Raw genomic sequence first — 18,587 nt, 5'->3', positions numbered from 1 at the left:
TTTTTTTCAAACGACTGCCGCCGTCAGGCTGCCGAAGCTCCTGGCAGCCTATTATGAACGTTATCCTGACGTACAGCTGTCACTTTCTACAGGTCATACTCAATTTTTAACCGACAAAGTTCTGCGTTACGAATTAGACGGCGCATTTATCGGCTGTCATATCAAACATCCGGAACTGCAATCTGTCCCGGCGTTTGAAGAAGAAGCGGTGGTCGTGACGCCGGCTGCTGTCACTGATTTAGAAGAGGCAGTGAAAAAGCCGATCCTTGTGTACAGCACGGGCTGCACGTACACACTGGAGCGCTGGCTTCACTCCGCCGGAACGGCACACCCGGCCATTATGGAATTCGGCACTCTTGAAGCGATCATCGGCGGAGTGACGGCTGGACTCGGCACCACGCTGCTTCCTAAAAGCGTCATTGAACAGCATGCTGCACAAGGGTCCGTCCAAACCTGGACCATTCCGAAAGCATTCAGCTTTATAAAAAACAGCATTTGTCACGCGGAAGGATTCGTATATGAGCAGCGCATTGCGGGCTTTTATTGATTCTTTTTCAGCAAAAAAAGCTTCCGGCACCTCTATCTGATGCCGGAAGCTTTTTTATTGTTTTTTTCTGTGCTTTTCATTCAGCAGTTTTATATGCTGTATCGTATCTTTAATACCCTGTTTGGCGTCCGGATAGGATTCATTCCAATGTTTTACGAGCGGAGGCATGCTTTTTGCGATATGTGTATACAAAATCCACTGCTTGACTTCTTCCTTTAATTCATGATCGGTTTCGCCAAGCAACAGCTCCGTGTATTTCTCAAGCAAACCGTCAAGCTGCTGCTGAAGCTTCTCTTCCATACCGTTCCCTTCCCTCTTCAATGATTATGACGTACGGGCGGAGAGGGCCGCTTCCTGAACGATACATCTGCCGCGTCCGTGCGGGATGCAAAGCGGCGTGCCGAAGAGCGGGTCCTGCGTAACCTGACAGTTCATCGCAAATACCTGCTGCACAAGATCGCAAGTGATGACTTCCTCAGGGCGGCCTTCCGCATAAATCTGTTTATCCTTAATCGCCACGAGATAATGGGCATAGCGGCACGCCAAATTCAAGTCGTGCAGCACCATAACGATCGTCCGCTTTTCTTTCTCATTTAATTCAAACAGCAAATCAAGAATTTCAATTTGATGGGTCATGTCGAGATAGGTTGTCGGCTCGTCAAGCAGAATGATATCCGTATCCTGAGCGAGCGTCATCGCAATCCACGCGCGCTGGCGCTGGCCGCCTGACAAGGAATCTACCGGGCGGTCGGCCATTTCCTCAAGCTTCGTCGCTTTGAGCGCCTTCGCCACTGCGTTTTCGTCCTCTGCCGACCATTGCTTCAGCCAGCTTTGATAAGGGTATCTTCCCTGCTTCACAAGCTGATGCACCGTAAGGCCTTCGGGAGCCGACGGGCTCTGCGGCAAAATGGCAAGCTCTCTTGCCACTTCCTTTGTCGGAAGTTTGGCAATTGCTCTTCCTTCTAAAAGAACAGATCCGCCCCTCGGTTTCATCAGCCGTGCCAATGAACGTAAAAGTGTCGACTTTCCGCAGCCGTTGCTGCCAATCAATACGGTAATTTCGCCTTTTGGAATTGTCACATCCAACTCATCAATAATAACGGTTTCCCCGTACCCTAAGCTCAACGTTTCTGTAGAAATTGCACTCATTCCGCTAACCGCTCCTTTTTGTGTTTCCCAACACTATGTATATAAACAAATTGCCTAAATATTCAACAATGAGATCATGATTATATTGTAACAGAAATTAATGACTTTGAGTATCATTATCAATTAGTTTCAGGCAAAAAAGGCATTGCTGCGGTTTAGTTCTTGATTTCTGTCATTTCCCCGTCGCTTTTCTTAAGCTTCAAATAAAAATGGTCATAATGGCTGTCTAAATTGAACGCAGAGAGCACCTGCCGAACGACTTCCCTTTCCGGCATCCGGCTGTTTAAAGCCAGTTCTCCAAGAATCATCTTCATTTCATCAAGCGCTTCTTCACCTTCCCGATGGACGCCTGACAGCTTATCTTGTATGTCCGCCTTTTCGTCACGGCCCTTTTTTTTATACATGCCTTCATAGCGGTTATGCTCGCCGTCCCCGTAGTTCACCCGAAGGGAAAAGCTCTCGTAAGGAACCGGCTTTGCGGATGAGACGGGTGTGATGTCTTCTTTTGCTTCCCGTTCTTGTTCATTCAATCGGCATCCGGCAATCAGCATCAGCGTGATACATACGGCGCCCGCCGTCCTGATCCATTTCATGCGATTCACTCCCATTCATTTCCGATCGTTTTTAGGTATGTCCAAGGGCGGGCTCCGTCATTCATTCAAGATAAAAAACAGCCGGAGCGGTGAACACTCCGGCTGCTGCGTATGAAGATTAAGATTCAGTCAGCTTCAAAAAATCTTTCACGTCTTGTACGGCAAGACCGACTGCATCTTCCCAAAACGCGCGCTTCGTTAAATCCGCGCCTAAATGCTTCATTGCCAAATCTTCAACCGTCATGGAAGCAGTATCGCACAACAGCGCGATATATTTTTCTTCAAAATCGGTTTTTTCCCGAAGCGCTCTTGCGTATATGCCAAGCGAGAATAAATAACCGAACGTATACGGAAAATTGTAGAACGGAACTCCCGAAATATGAAAATGAAGCTTTGACGCCCAAAAATGAGGATAGTATTCTCCTAATGAATCACAGAATGCTTCTTTCTGCGCCGCTTCCATCAGCTCATTTAATCTGTCTGCCGGGACGACTCCCTGCTTCCGCTCTTCATAAAAACGTGTCTCAAATAAAAACCTCGCATGAATATTCATAAACATGGCTACGCTTCTTTGTATTTTATCCTCCAGTAAAAACAGCTTTTCATCCTTTGTCTCAGCTTGTTTCAAAGCGGCATCGGCTACGATCATTTCTGCAAAGGTTGAAGCGGTTTCGGCTACGTTCATCGCATAGGCTCTGTTTAACTGCCGCACTTGAAGCATCGCCTCCTGGTGAAACGCGTGCCCAAGTTCATGCGCAAGCGTTGACACATTTGAAGCGCTGCCGGAAAACGTCATAAAAATGCGTGATTCCCCGCTGTCAGGAAAGCTCGTGCAAAAGCCGCCGACCCGTTTGCCGCTGCGGTTTTCCGCCTCGATCCAGCGATCGCGAAACGCTTTTTCCGTGAATGAGGAAAGCTTTTTGCCGAACGTCGAGAATTGGCTGACGATCAGATTGGCCGCTTCATCATATGTGTATTCCTTAGGCGCCTCACCTACCGGAGCACTCACGTCATACCAATTCAGCCGCTCCAGCCCCAAAAGAGACGCTTTTCGATTTAAATACTCGACAAACGGCTGTTTATGATCAGTGATGACCTGCCACATCGCATCCAACGTTTCTTGTTTCATTCGGTTGATTGCAAGCGGTTCTTTTAAGGCGCTTTCCCAGCCCCGCGCTCTATATGTTTCGGTACGGAAGCCGGCCAGATGGTTCAATGTGCTGCTGAACAATCCCTCTTCCCGCTCCCATGCTTCATTTAACCTCTCAAACACGTTTTGTCTGACGGAACGATCCGGGTTCGCCATCATGTTTTCCGCTTGGCCGACTGATAGCTCCTGATCCTGAAACGGGATCTTCATTCTGCCGACTGACGCATTGTACAAGTCGCCCCAGGCATGATAGCCGTCAACGGCCAGGCCTTCAATCAGTTTCTCTTCTGCTGTACTGAGTTTCTCTGCGACCCTGTCTCTTCTTTCATTTAATATGTATGTGAGATCCTGCAGGCCGGGTTGTTGCAAAAGTCCTTCCCATACGGATTGATCAATTTGAGCAAGTGTATGGTCCAGCGTGACAAGAGAGGATTTAAAATCGCTGCTCAGCTGATTAATTTGCGCCTTCCATTCATTCGCCTTTTGATCTTTAATATTTTGGGCCTGAAGACAGCTGACGAATGCTCCGGCCTGCCTGATCATGATGGCTGACCGTTCAAACATATCAATCAGACGGGTCAGCTCCTTATCATCATCTGCATGCTGTGGGGCTTTAAACGCCTCTGCCGCTTGTTGAAAAGCGCTGAGATGATGTTTCAGCCTGCTGATGTACGCTTGAAATTCTTCCGACTGGCTTCCGCCTTTAAAAATTGAGCTTAAATCCCACGTTTCGTTCAAACCCTCTAAAGCCATCTTGTAAAACCCCTTTCATCCGAGTTTATTTTTATTATAGAACAATTCTGACAGATTTCCGAACGATTTTCCCTTCTTTCCGGAAGATGTTATACACTATGTATATGAAAAAAACGGGAGGATCACGATATGACCAAAAAAATTGCCATTGTAACGGGCGCAACGAGCGGATTTGGGCTGCTGACAGCCATTAAGCTTGCCGGGCCTTATCACGTCATCGCAACAGCAAGGCAGCCGGAAAAAGCTGAGGCGCTAAAGCAAACGGCCGCTCAATCAGGGGCTGGCGGGGATCTTACCATTGTTCCGTTAGATGTGACAGATGAACAATCCGTTTCTGACTTCGGGAAAACGATCAGCGATTACGGAGCTGTCGATCTGCTTGTAAACAATGCCGGTACGGCGTACGGAGGATTTATTGAAAACGTGCCGATGGAACATTACAGAAGGCAGTTTGAGACGAATGTATTCGGCCTGATCAACGTCACGAAAACCGTGCTGCCGTATATGAGAAAACATGGCGGCGCGAAAATCATTAATATCAGCAGTATCAGCGGCTTGACAGGCTTTCCTGCCCTCTCTCCTTATGCGTCTTCCAAATTTGCGATAGAAGGGTTTACAGAATGCCTGCGCTTAGAGCTTTTGCCTTTAGGGATTGCTGCCGCCTTAGTTGAACCGGGATCATATAAGACATCTATTTGGGAAACATCTCTCGCAAAGCAAATTACGCCTCCCGGCAAAGAATCGCCATATGACCGTTATTATGAACCCATTAAGGCTTACGTCGAAAACAGCGCTTCAAAAAGCGGGGATCCGCGTGAGGTAGCGGAGCTGATTTATCAATTAGCCCAGCAAAAACAGCTGAAAAAATTAAGGTATCCGATCGGCAAAGGCGTCAAACTGACTCTGGCCTTCCGCTCGGTTTTTTCCTGGTCCGCATGGGAATCCGCCATTAAGAAAAAGCTGTTCCACTGACCTTATTTATAATTATTATAATTTAGTATTGATTTTTATTTGATATGTGATATAATTAAATCAACAGATCACAGGGAGGACGATAAATATGAACACACAACATACGAAAAAAAATGAATCTTTAGTTGAGAACTCAATGAATACCCAATTATCAAACTGGTTTATTCTGTACTCTAAGCTGCACCGCTTCCATTGGTATGTAAAAGGGCCTCACTTCTTTACGCTTCATGAAAAATTTGAAGAGCTGTATAATCAAGCGGCGGAAACAGCCGATACGATTGCCGAACGGCTTCTGGCCATCGGCGGACAGCCGGCCGCAACATTAAACAGCTATCTTAAACAAGCCTCCATCTCTGATGAAGGCAGTGAAAAAACTGCTTCTGAAATGGTGCAAACGCTGATTAACGATTACAAACAAATCAGCAGCGAATCGAAATTTGTCATCGGCATCGCCGAGGAACAAAACGACCCTTCAACAGCCGATCTTTTTGTCGGTTTAGCGGAAGAAGCGGACAAACATGTGTGGATGCTTTCAGCATACTTAGGTGAATAACGAAAAAAAGCTGAACCCCTAATTTGAGGGTTCAGCTTTTTTATGCGCCTCAGCTTGCGCTTTCAGTTTGTTTTGTTAACGTGACATCCAGCGTCTTTTTGCTTCCGCCTCTGAGGACTTGGATAGACGTCTTGTCACCGATTTTCAATTCATTATAAAGGATCTGTCTGATATCTGCGCTGCTTTCAATATCTTTTCCATTTAATTTTACGATGACATCATTAGACTTGATGCCGGCTTTGGCCGCCGGTGAACCGGACTGTACTTCTTTTACATAAACGCCTTTAGACAGCTGGTCTCCAAACAATCCGAGCGTATTTTGCTGATACGTTTCCGGCACTTGCGCCATGTCAATCATCTGCACACCTAAAAATGGGCGTTCGACTTTCCCTTTGGCCAGCAGCTGGTCAACAATCGGTTCTACATCGTTGCTCGGGATGGCGAATCCGAGTGATTCCACACCGTTTTCACTGACTTTCATACTATTGATCCCGATGACTTGGCCGCTTGAGTTGATTAACGGGCCGCCGCTGTTACCCGGATTGATTGCCGCGTCTGTCTGAATGACGTTCATTTCCACCGTGCCTTGTGACGTATCGGCGTCAACCGTTCTGTTAAGCCCGCTGATGCCCCCTTGAGTGACGGTGCCGGAGAACTGCTGGCCGAGCGGGTTGCCGATGGCAATGACTTTATCCGCTATACGGAGCTTAGAGGAGTCCCCGAAGCTGGCCACCTTTTTGACATTTGACGAGCTGATTTCCAACACGGCTAAATCACTGATGGCATCCTTTCCGACGAGCTTCGCCGTTTCGGTTTTACCGTTATATAGATTCACCGCCAGTTTGTTGGCGCCTTCTACGACATGGTTATTTGTGATGATATACGCTTTTTGGCCATCCTTTTTAAAGATGACGCCGGACCCCGTGCCGCTCTCCGTTTCAGAGCTTGAGCTGCTGTCGAACCCGAACTGGCTGCTTTGAGATGCTTGATAGTTGGACACTCCGACGATGGCGGGCTCCAAATCCTCTACCATATCCGCTACGCTTGATGTATTTTTTAAAGGCGCTGACGTAAAGTTTGAGGACTGCACCTGCTTTGTATCTGAAACAGCTTCCATCTTATGCTGCTCACTCGGCAGATTCGGCACAATGCCAAGCACCAAACCTCCGCCGATAATTCCGCCTAAGATCGGGCTCAGCCATGCGGCTCTCCGTTTCTTTTCTTTTTTCACTGCAGCCGTCTTCTCGATTTCTGCTGACGAGGCTGTCTCTTTTATTGCTGGCGTTTCAAGCAGCTGCTGCTCCTGATGGCTTATCTGCTTCGGTTCCTGTTTATTTTGTTCCGTATGTGAAAGATCTGACTGATCCCTGCTGATACTGTCATCTCGGTGATCGTTCATATTCATGCACGCTCCTTTAGCATGTTTTCATTCTATTCATTGCATATTCATTGCATGTACAAGTTCTATTGTCCCAATAATAAGGAGAAAAGCAAAGCACCAAAACAATATGTGTTTGAACATGTTATCTTCCCCGCTTTTTTTCTTCCTTTCTTCCCTTATACACATCATAAACAAACATTGTGGGATAAAAATGAAAAGAATATGTGAAATTATGAAAATGCGCCTTGAATGTGTTAAAACTAGTATAATGACGTTGAAAGGATGTGAGATGCCTTGTCATACACCATTTATCTAGTTGAAGATGAGGATAATCTGAATGAACTGCTTACAAAATATTTAGAGAATGAAGGCTGGAACATTACATCTTTTACAAAAGGTGAGGATGCCAGAAAACGGATGCAGCCGTCTCCCCACCTGTGGATTCTTGACATCATGCTTCCGGATACAGACGGCTACACCCTCATAAAAGAAATAAAAGAAAAAGATCCTGATGTGCCGGTCATTTTTATTTCCGCACGGGACGCGGATATTGACAGAGTCCTTGGCTTAGAGCTTGGAAGCAATGATTATATCGCAAAGCCTTTTCTGCCCAGAGAGCTGATTATACGGGTTCAAAAGCTGTTGGAGCTTGTCTATAAAGAACAGCCTGCCGCTAAAAAAACCGGGACCGCCGTATCCTCCTACAATGTAGCCGAAGAAGCCAGAGAGGTTTATGGCGAAGATGGGAACCTGATCAATCTCACGTCTAAGGAATTTGATCTTCTGCTTTTATTCATTCATCATAAAGGCCATCCCTTTTCCAGAGAGGATATTTTGTTAAAAATATGGGGCCATGACTATTTCGGTACTGACCGGGTGGTCGATGATCTTGTCCGGAGGCTGCGGAAAAAAATGCCCGAGCTTAAGGTTGAAACCATTTACGGATTCGGCTACAGGATGATGACGTCATGAAAAATAAACCGCTCGCTTTTCAAATATGGATTGTGATTTCGGGCATCCTCTTAGCCATCTCTATCCTATTGCTCGTGCTGTTTTCAAATACGCTGCGTGACTTTTTCACGGATGAAACATACACGACAATTGAAAATGAACAGCATGTCCTGACGGAGTACCGTCTGCCCGGATCTATTGAGCGGGGATATTACAGCGAGGAAGCGACCGCCCCGACTACATTCCGTCCGGTGCAGCACGTCCTTTTGCCGGAGCGGGAAGAATCGGCCAGCGACAGAGATTTGAGCTACCTTTCTAACTCGTTTATCCATAAGGTGTACAAGCTCGCCGGCCGCCAGCACAGCATCACGAAACGATACAGCGCAGAAGTCAGCGGGGAGAAGGTGTTTTTTGTCATTAAAAAAGGCCTCACCATTAACGGACAAAATGCCATGATGCTGTCTTACGCACTTGATTCCTATCGGGATGATCTGGCATACACACTGTTTAGGCAGCTTCTGTTTATTATTGCAGGCGTTATTTTATTAAGCTGGATTCCGGCGATTTGGCTCGCCAAATATTTATCGCGGCCGCTCGTTTCCTTAGAAAAGCATGTAAAGCGGATATCTGAACAGGATTGGGATGATCCGGTCATCGTCGACCGAAAAGACGAAATCGGAAAATTAGGCCATACCATTGAGGATATGCGGAGCAAGCTGGTTCAAAAGGATGAGACAGAAAGAACGCTTTTACAAAATATCTCTCACGATTTAAAAACGCCTGTTATGGTTATAAGGGGTTATACCCAGTCGATAAAAGACGGGATTTTTCCTAAAGGTGATCTTGAAAACACAATTGACGTGATTGAAGGCGAAGCTGAAAAGCTTGAGAAAAAAATTAAGGATTTATTATATTTAACGAAACTTGATTATTTACTGAAACAGCCGATTCATCATGAAACATTCGACATTGTAAAGGTGACAGAAGAAGTGATTGAGCGGCTCAAATGGGCGCGGAAAGAATTATCGTGGACCGTTGACACGGGAGATGTGACGATGATGTCCGGTGATCCGGAGCAATGGAGCAAGCTCCTTGAAAACATTCTGGAAAATCAAATTCGCTACGCCGAAACGGCGATTCACGTTCAAATCAGCCAAAATCAGCAGCAGATTGTGATGACGGTTAAAAATGACGGTCCTCCGATTGAGGATGAGATGCTATCCAGCTTATACGAGCCTTTTAATAAAGGGAAGAAAGGCGAGTTTGGCATTGGACTCAGCATCGTAAAACGGATTTTAACACTGCACAAAGCATCTATTACAATTGAAAATGATCAATCGGGTGTTACCTACCGAATTATCGTTCCAAAGTAGACTGTAATTTTTTATTGCAGTCTTTTTTCATGTGAAGGAATAGCCGTTAAAATCTCTGTAGTTCGTTTTCAGCGGTTTTTGGCATTGATGAACCCATTTCTTTTCAGATATCGTCTGCTTTGGATATTTAACCTTTTCGACTTTAATCCCTCTGTTTCGCAAGCGGCTGATCATTTCGTCTAATTCTCTCATATTTGAGATTCACCCTTTCGCCAGAACTTTGACCATTCGGTCATCTCACTTTATAATATAAATAAAACAAAACAAAAAAACAAGTTACAATCAGGTTAAATTTATGGAAAATCAATATGACCACATAGTCATACATGAGCAGCAGACGCCAGCCTCCTGGCTCCGAAAGGGTGGAACCATTGAAGGAAAAAGAAAAGCTGATTATTGAAGCAGCTATAAAACTGTTTGCCCGTAAAGGGTACAAATCAACATCAGTTCAAGAAATTGCCGATGAATGCAAAATCTCCAAAGGCGCTTTTTACATTTATTTTCCTTCCAAAGAAGCTTTGCTTCTATCAATGCTGAATTACTACTATGATAAAACGTTTACCCGTATCACTACGATTCAAACAGAAGGTGACAGCCCGAGAGCCGCTTATCAGAAACAGCTTGCGGTGTTTTATGAATCGATTCTCACGCATCAGGATTTTATTACGGTTCAGATGAAAGACGGATCTCTGCCTTATACAGAGGAAGTGGCGCAGTGCGGAAAAAGAATCCGCAGTTCGATTCTGCAATTTCACATTGACAGCCTCCTCAATATTTACGGAGAAAAGGTTGAGCCGTATACAGCCGAGCTTTGTTTCTTAATAGAAGGAATCAATCAGATATATCTTGAATATATCATCTTGACGGGACGGGCCGTACAGCCGGCCGCATTGGCGGATACGGTGATTCATAGAATTGATGACATCGTGAACGGGATGGCGGACAGACGGGATGAACCTTTTATTTCTCTTGATGAGGCAAGCTCACTGTTCGGACCGCTTCATAACGGACAGCCCGATCCTTTAAGTAAATCGATTTTGCAGACCCTCCGTGCCTCAATCAGCACGATGGACAAATCGCAAGCATCTGAATTCACCGAGAGCTTGGAGATTCTGGAAGCGGAAATGAAGAAAAAGTCGCCGAAACCGGCAATTATAAAAGGGATGATTCTGAATTTGAAGGAATCAGAACTGCTGGCTGAAGATGCAGAGCAGCTCAGCTATTTATTAAAACAGCAGTTTATTTAGAAGAACGGCCGCAGTTTTTGCAGCCGTTCTTTCTTTTTTATGCTTTCGGGTGCACCATATCTTCCGGTCTTACCATTTCATTAAATTGCTCTTCTGTGAGCAGGTTCAGCTGTAATGCCGCTTCTTTCAGCGTCAAGCCTTCCTTGTGGGCAAGCTTGGCGATTTTCGCGGCGTTTTCGTAGCCGATATGCGGGTTGAGCGCCGTAACGAGCATTAATGAGTTAGACAGATTTTCTTGAATCGTCTCTTTATTCGGCTCAATTCCGACGGCACATTTGTCATGGAAGGAATTCATTCCGTCGCTGAGAAGCTGCACCGTTTGCAGGAAGTTATAGATAATAACCGGTTTGAAAACGTTCAGCTCGAAGTTGCCTTGGCTTGCTGCAAAACCGATTGTTGCGTCATTCCCCATGACTTGAGCGGCGATCATAGTCAGCGCCTCGCATTGAGTCGGATTGACTTTACCAGGCATGATAGAACTTCCCGGCTCATTTTCAGGGATGACGATTTCGCCGATGCCGCAGCGCGGGCCGCTTGCCAGCCATCTGACGTCATTTGCGATCTTCATCAGGTCGGCAGAAAGTGCTTTTAACGCGCCGTGAACGTGAGTGATTTCATCATGGCTTGTCAGCGCATGGAATTTGTTCGGCGAGCTTTTGAACGTCTGCCCCGTTACTTTTGTGATTTCCTCAGCCACGAGTTCACCGAATTGCGGATGGGCGTTGATTCCCGTTCCGACCGCCGTGCCTCCGATGGCAAGCGCACGGATTTTTTCAGTGGCTTCCAGAATCATTTCTTTCGAACGGTCAAGCATATAGACCCAGCCGCTGATTTCTTGGCCGAGCGTCAGCGGAGTCGCGTCCTGCAAATGCGTGCGTCCGATTTTAACAATGTCTTGATAAGCCTTCGCTTTTTCATCAAGTGTCGCGCGGAGCTGGTCAAGCGCCGGAACGAGCTGTTCGTATACGGCAAGAACCGCCGCAACGTGCATTGCCGTCGGGAATGTGTCGTTTGAGCTTTGGCTGCGGTTGACGTCATCATTCGGATGAATCGTAAGGTCAGAATGTTTTTCTTTCAATAAAGCAGTCGCGCGGTTCGCCACCACTTCATTCATATTCATGTTGCTTTGTGTGCCGCTTCCCGTCTGCCAAACGACGAGCGGAAAGTTATCGTCATATTTGCCTTTTAACACGTCATCACAAACAGCCGCAATCGCCTGTGCTTTTTCAGAATCTAAATTGCCGAGGCGTTCGTTAGCGATCGCCGTGCTTCTTTTTAATATTGCAAACGCCTTCACAACACGCTGAGGCATTTTTTCAAAACCGATTTTAAAGTTCTCTTTGCTGCGCTGTGTCTGAGCGCCCCAAAACTTATCTGCCGGAACTTTTATTTCTCCCATGGTGTCTTTTTCAATTCTGTATTCCATTTTATGTATCCCTCCATAACAGTTGCTTCACCCTGAGTATTATTCGCCAGTAACAGATGAAACCCTTTTTTATTTTTCGATCTTTGCGGACTTTAATTTCAGTTCAAGATAGACGCGCGAATCCTTAGAGTATTTATATTTCGGATTTGTTTTCCGGTACTCCTTTGACGTATAGGCTACCTCATAATGCGCCTCAAATGATTTGATAAGCTGTTCAATTTCTTCGGCATTCCCTGCCAGTCTGACTTGTGCCACATCTCTCCTCCGCTTTCATAAAAAAAACTTGTACCATGAAATACTTTAACATAGTATATCATTTTTTTAACAGGAAAAGATAACCTCTACATAAGGATTGGAAGGCGGGGTGATTGCGGTGGCACAATCGGAATTCAAGGAATATATTCACATTAATCTGGCTATGGTGCTTCCTCACGTTGAACAGAACGATGATCTTATTCAAAATAAAAAAATGCTTTCAAACGGCCTTGTTTTTTATTATTTGTATCTCAGCGAACTGAATGATGAAGACAAAATAAAAGAAGCAATCAAAACTCTGGTGAAGGAAGAGGAGACTCTTACATTAGAAACCGTAACAAAACGTCTCGATATGATTGACGCCCGCCCCGTCACTACGGCAAAAGAAGCCGTCACTTCCATTCTCAGAGGAAATTGCGCCGTTTTTATTAACGGGCTTGACAACGTATACATTCTGACCACGGGTAAAAAGGAAAAGCGAAGCATAACAGAGCCTACATCCGAAAAGGTCGTAAGAGGGCCGAAAGTCGCCTTCACCGAGGATACCGATTCAAACATTGCCATGATCAGACAAAGAACAAACCATCCGAAGCTGAAAACGAAAAAAATCCTGATCGGAGAAAGCAAGTTAAAATACGCAACCGTCATGTATATTGAGGGCAAAGCCAAATCGTCTGTCGTCAGCGATGTTGAAAAGCGCCTTGGCGAAGTGCAGCTGGACGACATCCAAGATTCCGGGACGCTTGAGGAACTCATTGAGGACAATAAGTATTCGCCGTTCCCGCAAATACAAAATACAGAACGGCCTGACAAAGTCTCCTCCGCCCTGTTCAACGGCCGGGTTGCCATACTGGTGGACAACTCTCCGTTCGCTCTGGTGGTGCCTGCTTCACTCGGCATTTTGATGCAGTCTCCCGACGATTATTATGAACGGTGGATCTCAGCCTCGCTCATCCGGGCGCTGCGGTTCACATCTATTTTTATCACGCTGTTTTTTTCGTCGATTTATATCGCGCTCGTATCGTTTCATCAAGGGCTTCTGCCGACGTCTCTTGCTGTCACCATCTCGGCGAATAGAGAAAATGTCCCATTTCCGCCTATCATTGAGGCGATGGTGATGGAAATTACGATTGAACTGCTGAGAGAGGCAGGCTTAAGGCTTCCCAGCCCGCTCGGCCAAACGATCGGGTTAGTAGGGGGAGTCGTTATCGGACAGGCAGCCGTTGAAGCCAACCTCGTCAGCTCTATCATGGTGATCGTCGTCAGCATTGTCGCGCTTGCTTCGTTTACGGTGCCGCAGTACGGGATGGGGCTGTCATTCCGTGTGCTCCGGTTCATCTCAATGTTCACTTCGGCAGCGTTCGGGCTGTTCGGCATGATTTTATTTATGCTGGCGATTTACACTCATTTATCGAGACAACGAAGCTTCGGTTCTCCGTATTTCTCGCCGAATGGGTTTTTCAGCTTAAAAAATGCCAATGACTCTATTCTCCGTCTCCCTATTAAAAACAAACCAAAAGAGGCGAAAAACGCAAATGAGCCAGAAAACAACTCAAAATAAGCTCACAACCTATCAAGGAACGGCCGTGATTTCCAATACAATGCTCGGTGCCGGCCTTCTCACCATGCCGCGGGCGCTGACATTAAAGTCAAATTCGCCTGACGGCTGGATTGCATTAGGGCTGGAAGGCATTATTTTTATCTTTTTGATCTATCTCAACACGCTCATTATGAAAAAGCACCAGTACTCTTCTTTTTTCGATTATATGAAAGAAGGGCTCGGCAAATGGGCCGGAAATATCGTGAATCTCATGATTTGTTTGTATTTTATGGGAGTCGCCAGCTTTGAAGCCCGGGCGATGGCGGAGATGGTCAAATTCTTCTTATTGGAAAGAACGCCCGTGCCGGTCACTCTCTTTATTTTTATTGCCTGCGCCGTCTATTTGATCATCGGGGGCATGAGCGATATGGGCCGGCTGTTTCCTTTCTATTTGACGATCACGATTATTATTTTATTGGTTGTGTTTTCTTTCAGCTTTAAAATATTTGATTTAGACAACCTGAGGCCGGTGCTCGGACAGGGGGTTTCTTCTATTATGAACTCTCTGACTGTCGTTTCAGTTTCTTTTTTAGGGATTGAAATCATGCTGTTTCTGCCCGAATACCTCAAGAATAAAAAGGATACATTTCGTTTGTCGGCTATGGGCTTTTCCATCCCCATTATGCTATACATCATTACATACGTGCTCGTCGTCGGGGCGTTAACCCTCCAGGATGTCAAAACAATGATTTGGCCGACGATTGCGCTCTTTCAATCCTTTGAAATAAAAGGGCTGTTTATCGAAAGGTTTGAGTCCTTTTTACTTGCTGTATGGATTATCCAGTTTTTCGGCACTTATGTATCGTACGGATATTTCGCCACGTCAGGGCTGAATAAAATTTTCGGGCTGAAGAAGAAAATAGGCGTTATCTTCGTGGCTATTGTCACATACTTCGGATCGTTATTGTCCAAAGACGCCAATAAGCTGATGCTGTTCAGTGATATTCTCGGCTACATTTTCTTAGGTTTGTTTTTGCTGCCTTTGCTGATGTTTGCAGTCGTTGCCGTGAAAAGGAAGGTGAAAAAAGCGCAATGAAGAAATCCATCGTCATCATTCTCTGCACATTGCTTTTGGCCGGATGCTGGGACAGCCGGAATATTGAGGATTTAAGCCTTGTCATCGGAGTCGGGCTGGATAAGCCGGCGGAAGAAAACGTGGAAGTGACGCAGCAAATTCTGATTCCGAAAAAAGTCAGTTCCGAGCAATCATCGTCAAGCGACACGACAAAGGTGACTTCCACCCCCGGGGAAACCGTTCATCAAGCCTTGAGGACGGCCTCATTAAAAAATCATCCTGCTTTTTCCCAGCATTTGCGCGTCATGCTGTTTTCTGAAGCGCTGTTAAAGGACGGCATCCCGCTTGACGCACTGATGAACCAATTTATCAGGGATAACGGAACAAGAAGAAGCTGCAATGTGCTGACGGTGCCCGACAAAACGAAAGACATTTTCTCAGTCAGTGATCAGGGAGAGCCTGCGTCAAACACCATTTACGACTTAACGGAGAATAACTCAGTGACCATCCGGCTGATGGAGCCCGTGACATTGGGGGATCTGTCTGAGAAAATCGCCAAAGGAGAAACCTTCGCCATTCCTCAAGTGCGCAAAATAAGCGGCAGACTGGAAATCTGGGGCGCGACCATTATTAAAAATAAATTTTGGTATGCGAATTTAACGCCTATTCAAGTTGAGAATTTGAATCTGTTTACGGGCAAGGTAAAGGGAGGGGTTACGTATACAAAGAACGACAACCGCTATTTATCATTCGAAATTTTTTCCAGCAACTACAAAGTTGACACGAAGTATCGAAACGGGAAATTTAAATTTATCGTGACCCGGTTCGTTGAAGGCCGGCTGTCCGAGGACTGGAATCCGAAGGAAGATTCCTTTAAGGAGTCCTATATTAATGAAATCAAAAATGCGGTAAAACGCAGCATTCATTCAGATGTCACCACATTCATCGATTATTTGCAGCATGAATTGAAGGTTGATATTACAGGTTTAGGCGATCAAGTCAGGATCCATTACCCGGTTAAATGGAGAAAGGTTTCGGCTGACTGGGACCATCATTTCAGCCAATCAGATATAGAATACAAGGTCAAAGTGGCCATCAAAGATTTCGGAACAAAGGGAATGTCCCAATAATACGACACGGAGGAGAGTGTGCATTCGCGGCTCTCCTTCGTTTATGTCACGAGATGATTGCGATGGGCGTATACCGCAGCCTGAGTCCGGTCACTGACGTCAAGCTTTGATAATATATTCGTAATGTGGGTTTTCACCGTTTTAATCGTAATAAAAAGCTCTTCGCCGATTTCTTTATTCGTCTTTCCTTCCGCGACAAGGCAAAGGATTTCCAGCTCTCTTTTTGTCAGCGTTTCGTGCGGAAGCGTGTTTTCTGAATGGCGCAGTCTTGATAACACCTTTCCGGCAACCTTCGATTCAAGCTTCGGCTCTCCCTTGGCAGCCGCTCTGATCGCTTCGGCTATTTCTGCGGCCTTGGATGTTTTCAGCAAGTAGCTGAGGGCTCCCGCCTCAATGACCGGATATACTTTGTCGTCATCAATAAAGCTTGTCAGCACGATGATTTTCGGATCTGCCAGTCTGGCGCAGATGAGCTTCGTCGCTTCAATGCCGTCCATGCCTTCCATGACAAGATCCATTAAGATCACATCGGGCAAAAGCTCTGCGGCAAGGTCGACTCCCTGCTGTCCGTCTGATGCTTCGCCGATGACTTCTATATCAGGCTGCGTTTCTAAAAACGCGGCCAGTCCCATTCTGACCATTTCATGATCGTCAATTAGTAACACTCGAATCACTGTCGTTCTCTCCTTCTGGTTTCCGATAAATCGGGACTTTCACGTCGACATGTGTGCCTTTTCCCTTTACAGAAATGATTTCTGCTATACCGCCGATTTCACTGGCTCTTTCTTTAATAGAATGTAAGCCGTAAGAGGAAGCCTTTACTTGATCCATCGTAAAACCCGCGCCGTTATCAATCACCTTAAGCTGCAGCTGCTGATGTTTCGCGCCGAGCCTTACTGTGACCTTTGTCGCTTTGGAATGCCTGAATACGTTGGAAAGCGCCTCCTGGACGATTCTGAACAGATGATCTTCCACACCTTTTGACACACCTGTGTCGCGGATATCCCACTCAATATCAAGCGGCTGCTTTGCTTTGAACTCTTTTAACAGCTCAATCAGCCCTTCCTTCAGGCCTTTTCCTTCTAACGTGACAGGCCTCAGGTGAAGAAGCAGCGCCCTCATTTCGTTTTGCGCCTCTCCCGCCATATGCTCGACCATTTTTATCCGTTTGACGATTTTGTCATCAGAGTCTTTCACCTGTTCCAAGACGGCGGACGTCATCATGGAGATGGCAAACAGCTGCTGGCTGACGGCATCGTGAAGGTCACGCGCCAGCCGCTGGCGTTCTTCAGAGATGACCGATTTCTTCATTTGATCCTGCCATTCCGACCGCTCGTTCGAAAGCTTTTGCAGCGATGTGACTTGAAGCTCAACCCGCTTGGCCATTTCGTTGAGCTGGTCTGCCGCCAAACCGATTTCGTCATCACCGAGAGGCGGCACCCGATAAGCAAAATTGCCGTTTTCAAATTTTAAAATCGCTTCAATCAGCTTATCCATTCTCGTTTTGAGGTAGTTTCCGTACATATATCCGGAGATCAGCCCGGCTGCAAGGCTCGTTAAAAGCAGGATGAGAACAAACGGAATGCCGAACCATCCGGAGGAAAGCAGCAGCACCGGGTCAAGCTGGTAGTATAAAAGCATCAGCGTGATAAACGCAGCGCAAAGGAGCAGGCTGATGCCCGTTGTCATCCGCATGGCGCGCCACTGGATATTGGCGAGTATTTTTTTCCTCATAAATAGTTCACATCCACATCGCCGATAAATAAAGAAATTGATATTTTAATCCGCCGCGGTGAATCGCCGTAATCAGGGGATACCGTATACAGCTTCGTGCTCATACCGCTTTTTTTAGAACCGAGCAGACTCATGTCGCCGATAAAAGCGGAAGAGCTGACGGCGACTTCAATATCAGGCGGGACGTATACATCTACATTGCCGATGACGCCGCTGATTGTAATCGTGCTTTCTCCTTCCGGAATGATGGCTTTTGACAAGTCGATTTTCACATCACCGATAAAACCGGATACATTTAAATCATTCAGATCAAACGGGTCCTTCATCATCCTGAGCTCGCCGATAAAAAAACTGCGGAGATCCGGTTGTCTGCTGTCCGGCTGGGAAGAAGGCTCCGGGTCTTCTTCTTTTTCCAGATTGATTTTCTTCTCTTTATGCTCAAACACACGCTTTCCTTTGAGAAGCCTGTAGCCCGCGTAAATGAGAAAGGCGGCGAAGGCATAGCCGAACAGGTTAAACGTGACGCTGAACAGGTTTTTTAAAAACAAAAAGGCGGCGAAGATATACAGGACGGAGCCGAACCAGCTGCGGGAATACTTTTTAAAAATATAGCCTGCAATCAGAAAAAAGAGCGGCCAAAACAGGAAATCGCCGATGCCGATAATACGTAAGAACATGCTGATGCCTAATAAGGCGATGATAAGTCCGAGAATCTGTTTTTTTGCCATTTCAGCTGCTTACGCCTCCTTTCCAGTGCC

At 46.1% G+C, this 18,587-nt stretch carries 19 protein-coding genes and 1 pseudogene; 9 read left to right on the top strand and 11 right to left on the bottom strand.

Annotated features, from left to right (window positions below; all coding sequences use genetic code 11):
- Positions 1-7: 7 nt before the first annotated feature.
- Positions 8-587: pseudogene (locus tag AXI59_RS19280) on the top strand (LysR substrate-binding domain-containing protein); the annotation flags it as partial.
- Positions 588-601: 14 nt separating this feature from the next.
- Here the strand turns inward: AXI59_RS19280 and AXI59_RS08280 are convergent.
- The 4 genes from AXI59_RS08280 to AXI59_RS08265 all read right to left on the bottom strand — a co-directional run bounded on the left by AXI59_RS08280 (position 602) and on the right by AXI59_RS08265 (position 4,192).
- On the bottom strand, positions 602-847 hold the full coding sequence (locus tag AXI59_RS08280) for a YusU family protein (RefSeq protein WP_061527908.1): 246 nt from the start codon (positions 845-847) through the stop codon (positions 602-604).
- 24 nt (positions 848-871) lie between these two features.
- A complete protein-coding gene (locus AXI59_RS08275) occupies positions 872-1,696 on the bottom strand; it encodes an ABC transporter ATP-binding protein (protein WP_061522159.1) in 825 nt (274 codons plus the stop codon).
- 155 nt (positions 1,697-1,851) lie between these two features.
- Positions 1,852-2,289 carry a YusW family protein gene (locus tag AXI59_RS08270; protein WP_061527907.1) on the bottom strand — a complete coding sequence of 146 codons (438 nt, stop codon included), beginning with the start codon at positions 2,287-2,289 and terminating at the stop codon, positions 1,852-1,854.
- Positions 2,290-2,407: 118 nt separating this feature from the next.
- Complete coding sequence (locus tag AXI59_RS08265) at positions 2,408-4,192, bottom strand: M3 family oligoendopeptidase (protein ID WP_061527906.1); 1,785 nt, start codon at positions 4,190-4,192, stop codon at positions 2,408-2,410.
- Between the two features lie 129 nt (positions 4,193-4,321).
- Between AXI59_RS08265 and AXI59_RS08260 the strand changes: the two genes are divergently transcribed.
- Both AXI59_RS08260 and AXI59_RS08255 read left to right on the top strand, forming a co-directional pair.
- Positions 4,322-5,164 carry an oxidoreductase gene (locus tag AXI59_RS08260; protein ID WP_061522156.1) on the top strand — a complete coding sequence of 281 codons (843 nt, stop codon included), beginning with the start codon at positions 4,322-4,324 and terminating at the stop codon, positions 5,162-5,164.
- A gap of 88 nt (positions 5,165-5,252) precedes the next feature.
- Positions 5,253-5,717, top strand: a complete 465-nt coding sequence (locus tag AXI59_RS08255; protein WP_061522155.1) for a Dps family protein — start codon at positions 5,253-5,255, stop codon at positions 5,715-5,717.
- Between the two features lie 49 nt (positions 5,718-5,766).
- Here the strand turns inward: AXI59_RS08255 and AXI59_RS08250 are convergent, their stop codons facing one another.
- Complete coding sequence (locus tag AXI59_RS08250; RefSeq protein WP_061527905.1) at positions 5,767-7,116, bottom strand: S1C family serine protease; 1,350 nt, start codon at positions 7,114-7,116, stop codon at positions 5,767-5,769.
- A 276-nt stretch (positions 7,117-7,392) separates the two neighbouring features.
- Between AXI59_RS08250 and cssR the strand changes: the two genes are divergently transcribed.
- Together cssR and cssS are read left to right on the top strand one after the other, a co-directional pair.
- Positions 7,393-8,070 carry a two-component system response regulator CssR gene (cssR, locus tag AXI59_RS08245; protein ID WP_061527904.1) on the top strand — a complete coding sequence of 226 codons (678 nt, stop codon included), beginning with the start codon at positions 7,393-7,395 and terminating at the stop codon, positions 8,068-8,070.
- Positions 8,067-9,422: a two-component system sensor histidine kinase CssS gene (gene cssS / locus AXI59_RS08240; RefSeq protein WP_061522152.1), complete on the top strand. Its 1,356-nt coding sequence runs from the start codon at positions 8,067-8,069 to the stop codon at positions 9,420-9,422. The genes cssR and cssS overlap by 4 nt, the downstream gene beginning before the upstream one ends.
- A gap of 27 nt (positions 9,423-9,449) precedes the next feature.
- On the opposite strand, the gene spxO is transcribed toward cssS, so the two are convergent.
- On the bottom strand, positions 9,450-9,614 hold the full coding sequence (gene spxO / locus AXI59_RS19740) for an anti-adapter protein SpxO (RefSeq protein WP_156476243.1): 165 nt from the start codon (positions 9,612-9,614) through the stop codon (positions 9,450-9,452).
- Between the two features lie 179 nt (positions 9,615-9,793).
- Between spxO and AXI59_RS08235 the strand changes: the two genes are divergently transcribed.
- Positions 9,794-10,669 carry a TetR/AcrR family transcriptional regulator gene (locus AXI59_RS08235; RefSeq protein ID WP_061527903.1) on the top strand — a complete coding sequence of 292 codons (876 nt, stop codon included), beginning with the start codon at positions 9,794-9,796 and terminating at the stop codon, positions 10,667-10,669.
- A 37-nt stretch (positions 10,670-10,706) separates the two neighbouring features.
- Here AXI59_RS08235 and fumC read toward each other — a convergent pair whose 3' ends face one another.
- Both fumC and AXI59_RS08225 read right to left on the bottom strand, forming a co-directional pair.
- Complete coding sequence (gene fumC / locus AXI59_RS08230; protein ID WP_061527902.1) at positions 10,707-12,095, bottom strand: class II fumarate hydratase; 1,389 nt, start codon at positions 12,093-12,095, stop codon at positions 10,707-10,709.
- A gap of 69 nt (positions 12,096-12,164) precedes the next feature.
- On the bottom strand, positions 12,165-12,350 hold the full coding sequence (locus AXI59_RS08225) for a YvzF family protein (protein WP_061522149.1): 186 nt from the start codon (positions 12,348-12,350) through the stop codon (positions 12,165-12,167).
- 118 nt (positions 12,351-12,468) lie between these two features.
- Between AXI59_RS08225 and AXI59_RS08220 the strand changes: the two genes are divergently transcribed.
- From AXI59_RS08220 to AXI59_RS08210, 3 genes are read left to right on the top strand one after another with little or no spacing between them, the layout of a single operon-like run.
- Positions 12,469-13,911 carry a spore germination receptor protein GerAA gene (locus AXI59_RS08220; RefSeq protein WP_061527921.1) on the top strand — a complete coding sequence of 481 codons (1,443 nt, stop codon included), beginning with the start codon at positions 12,469-12,471 and terminating at the stop codon, positions 13,909-13,911.
- Positions 13,886-14,986, top strand: coding sequence for an endospore germination permease (locus AXI59_RS08215; RefSeq protein WP_061527901.1), 1,101 nt, complete (start codon positions 13,886-13,888; stop codon positions 14,984-14,986). Before AXI59_RS08220 ends, AXI59_RS08215 begins: the two co-directional genes overlap by 26 nt.
- Positions 14,983-16,095, top strand: a complete 1,113-nt coding sequence (locus tag AXI59_RS08210) for a Ger(x)C family spore germination protein (protein ID WP_061522147.1) — start codon at positions 14,983-14,985, stop codon at positions 16,093-16,095. The genes AXI59_RS08215 and AXI59_RS08210 overlap by 4 nt, the downstream gene beginning before the upstream one ends.
- Positions 16,096-16,136: 41 nt before the next feature.
- Here AXI59_RS08210 and liaR read toward each other — a convergent pair whose 3' ends face one another.
- From liaR to liaF, 3 genes are read right to left on the bottom strand one after another with little or no spacing between them, the layout of a single operon-like run.
- Entirely contained in the window at positions 16,137-16,769 is a 633-nt protein-coding gene (gene liaR, locus AXI59_RS08205; RefSeq protein ID WP_061527900.1) for a two-component system response regulator LiaR, read from the bottom strand.
- Positions 16,747-17,829, bottom strand: coding sequence for a two-component system sensor histidine kinase LiaS (liaS, locus tag AXI59_RS08200; protein ID WP_061527899.1), 1,083 nt, complete (start codon positions 17,827-17,829; stop codon positions 16,747-16,749). The genes liaR and liaS overlap by 23 nt, the downstream gene beginning before the upstream one ends.
- Positions 17,826-18,557, bottom strand: a complete 732-nt coding sequence (liaF, locus tag AXI59_RS08195; protein ID WP_061527898.1) for a cell wall-active antibiotics response protein LiaF — start codon at positions 18,555-18,557, stop codon at positions 17,826-17,828. Before liaF ends, liaS begins: the two co-directional genes overlap by 4 nt.
- Between the last annotated feature and the right edge of the window lie 30 nt (positions 18,558-18,587).

Source organism: Bacillus nakamurai, from assembly GCF_001584325.1.
In the GTDB taxonomy this organism is placed as follows: Bacteria; Bacillota; Bacilli; order Bacillales; family Bacillaceae; genus Bacillus; species Bacillus nakamurai.
Note: the sequence above shows the minus strand (reverse complement) of the source record. Positions and strands in the feature narration are given on the sequence as shown.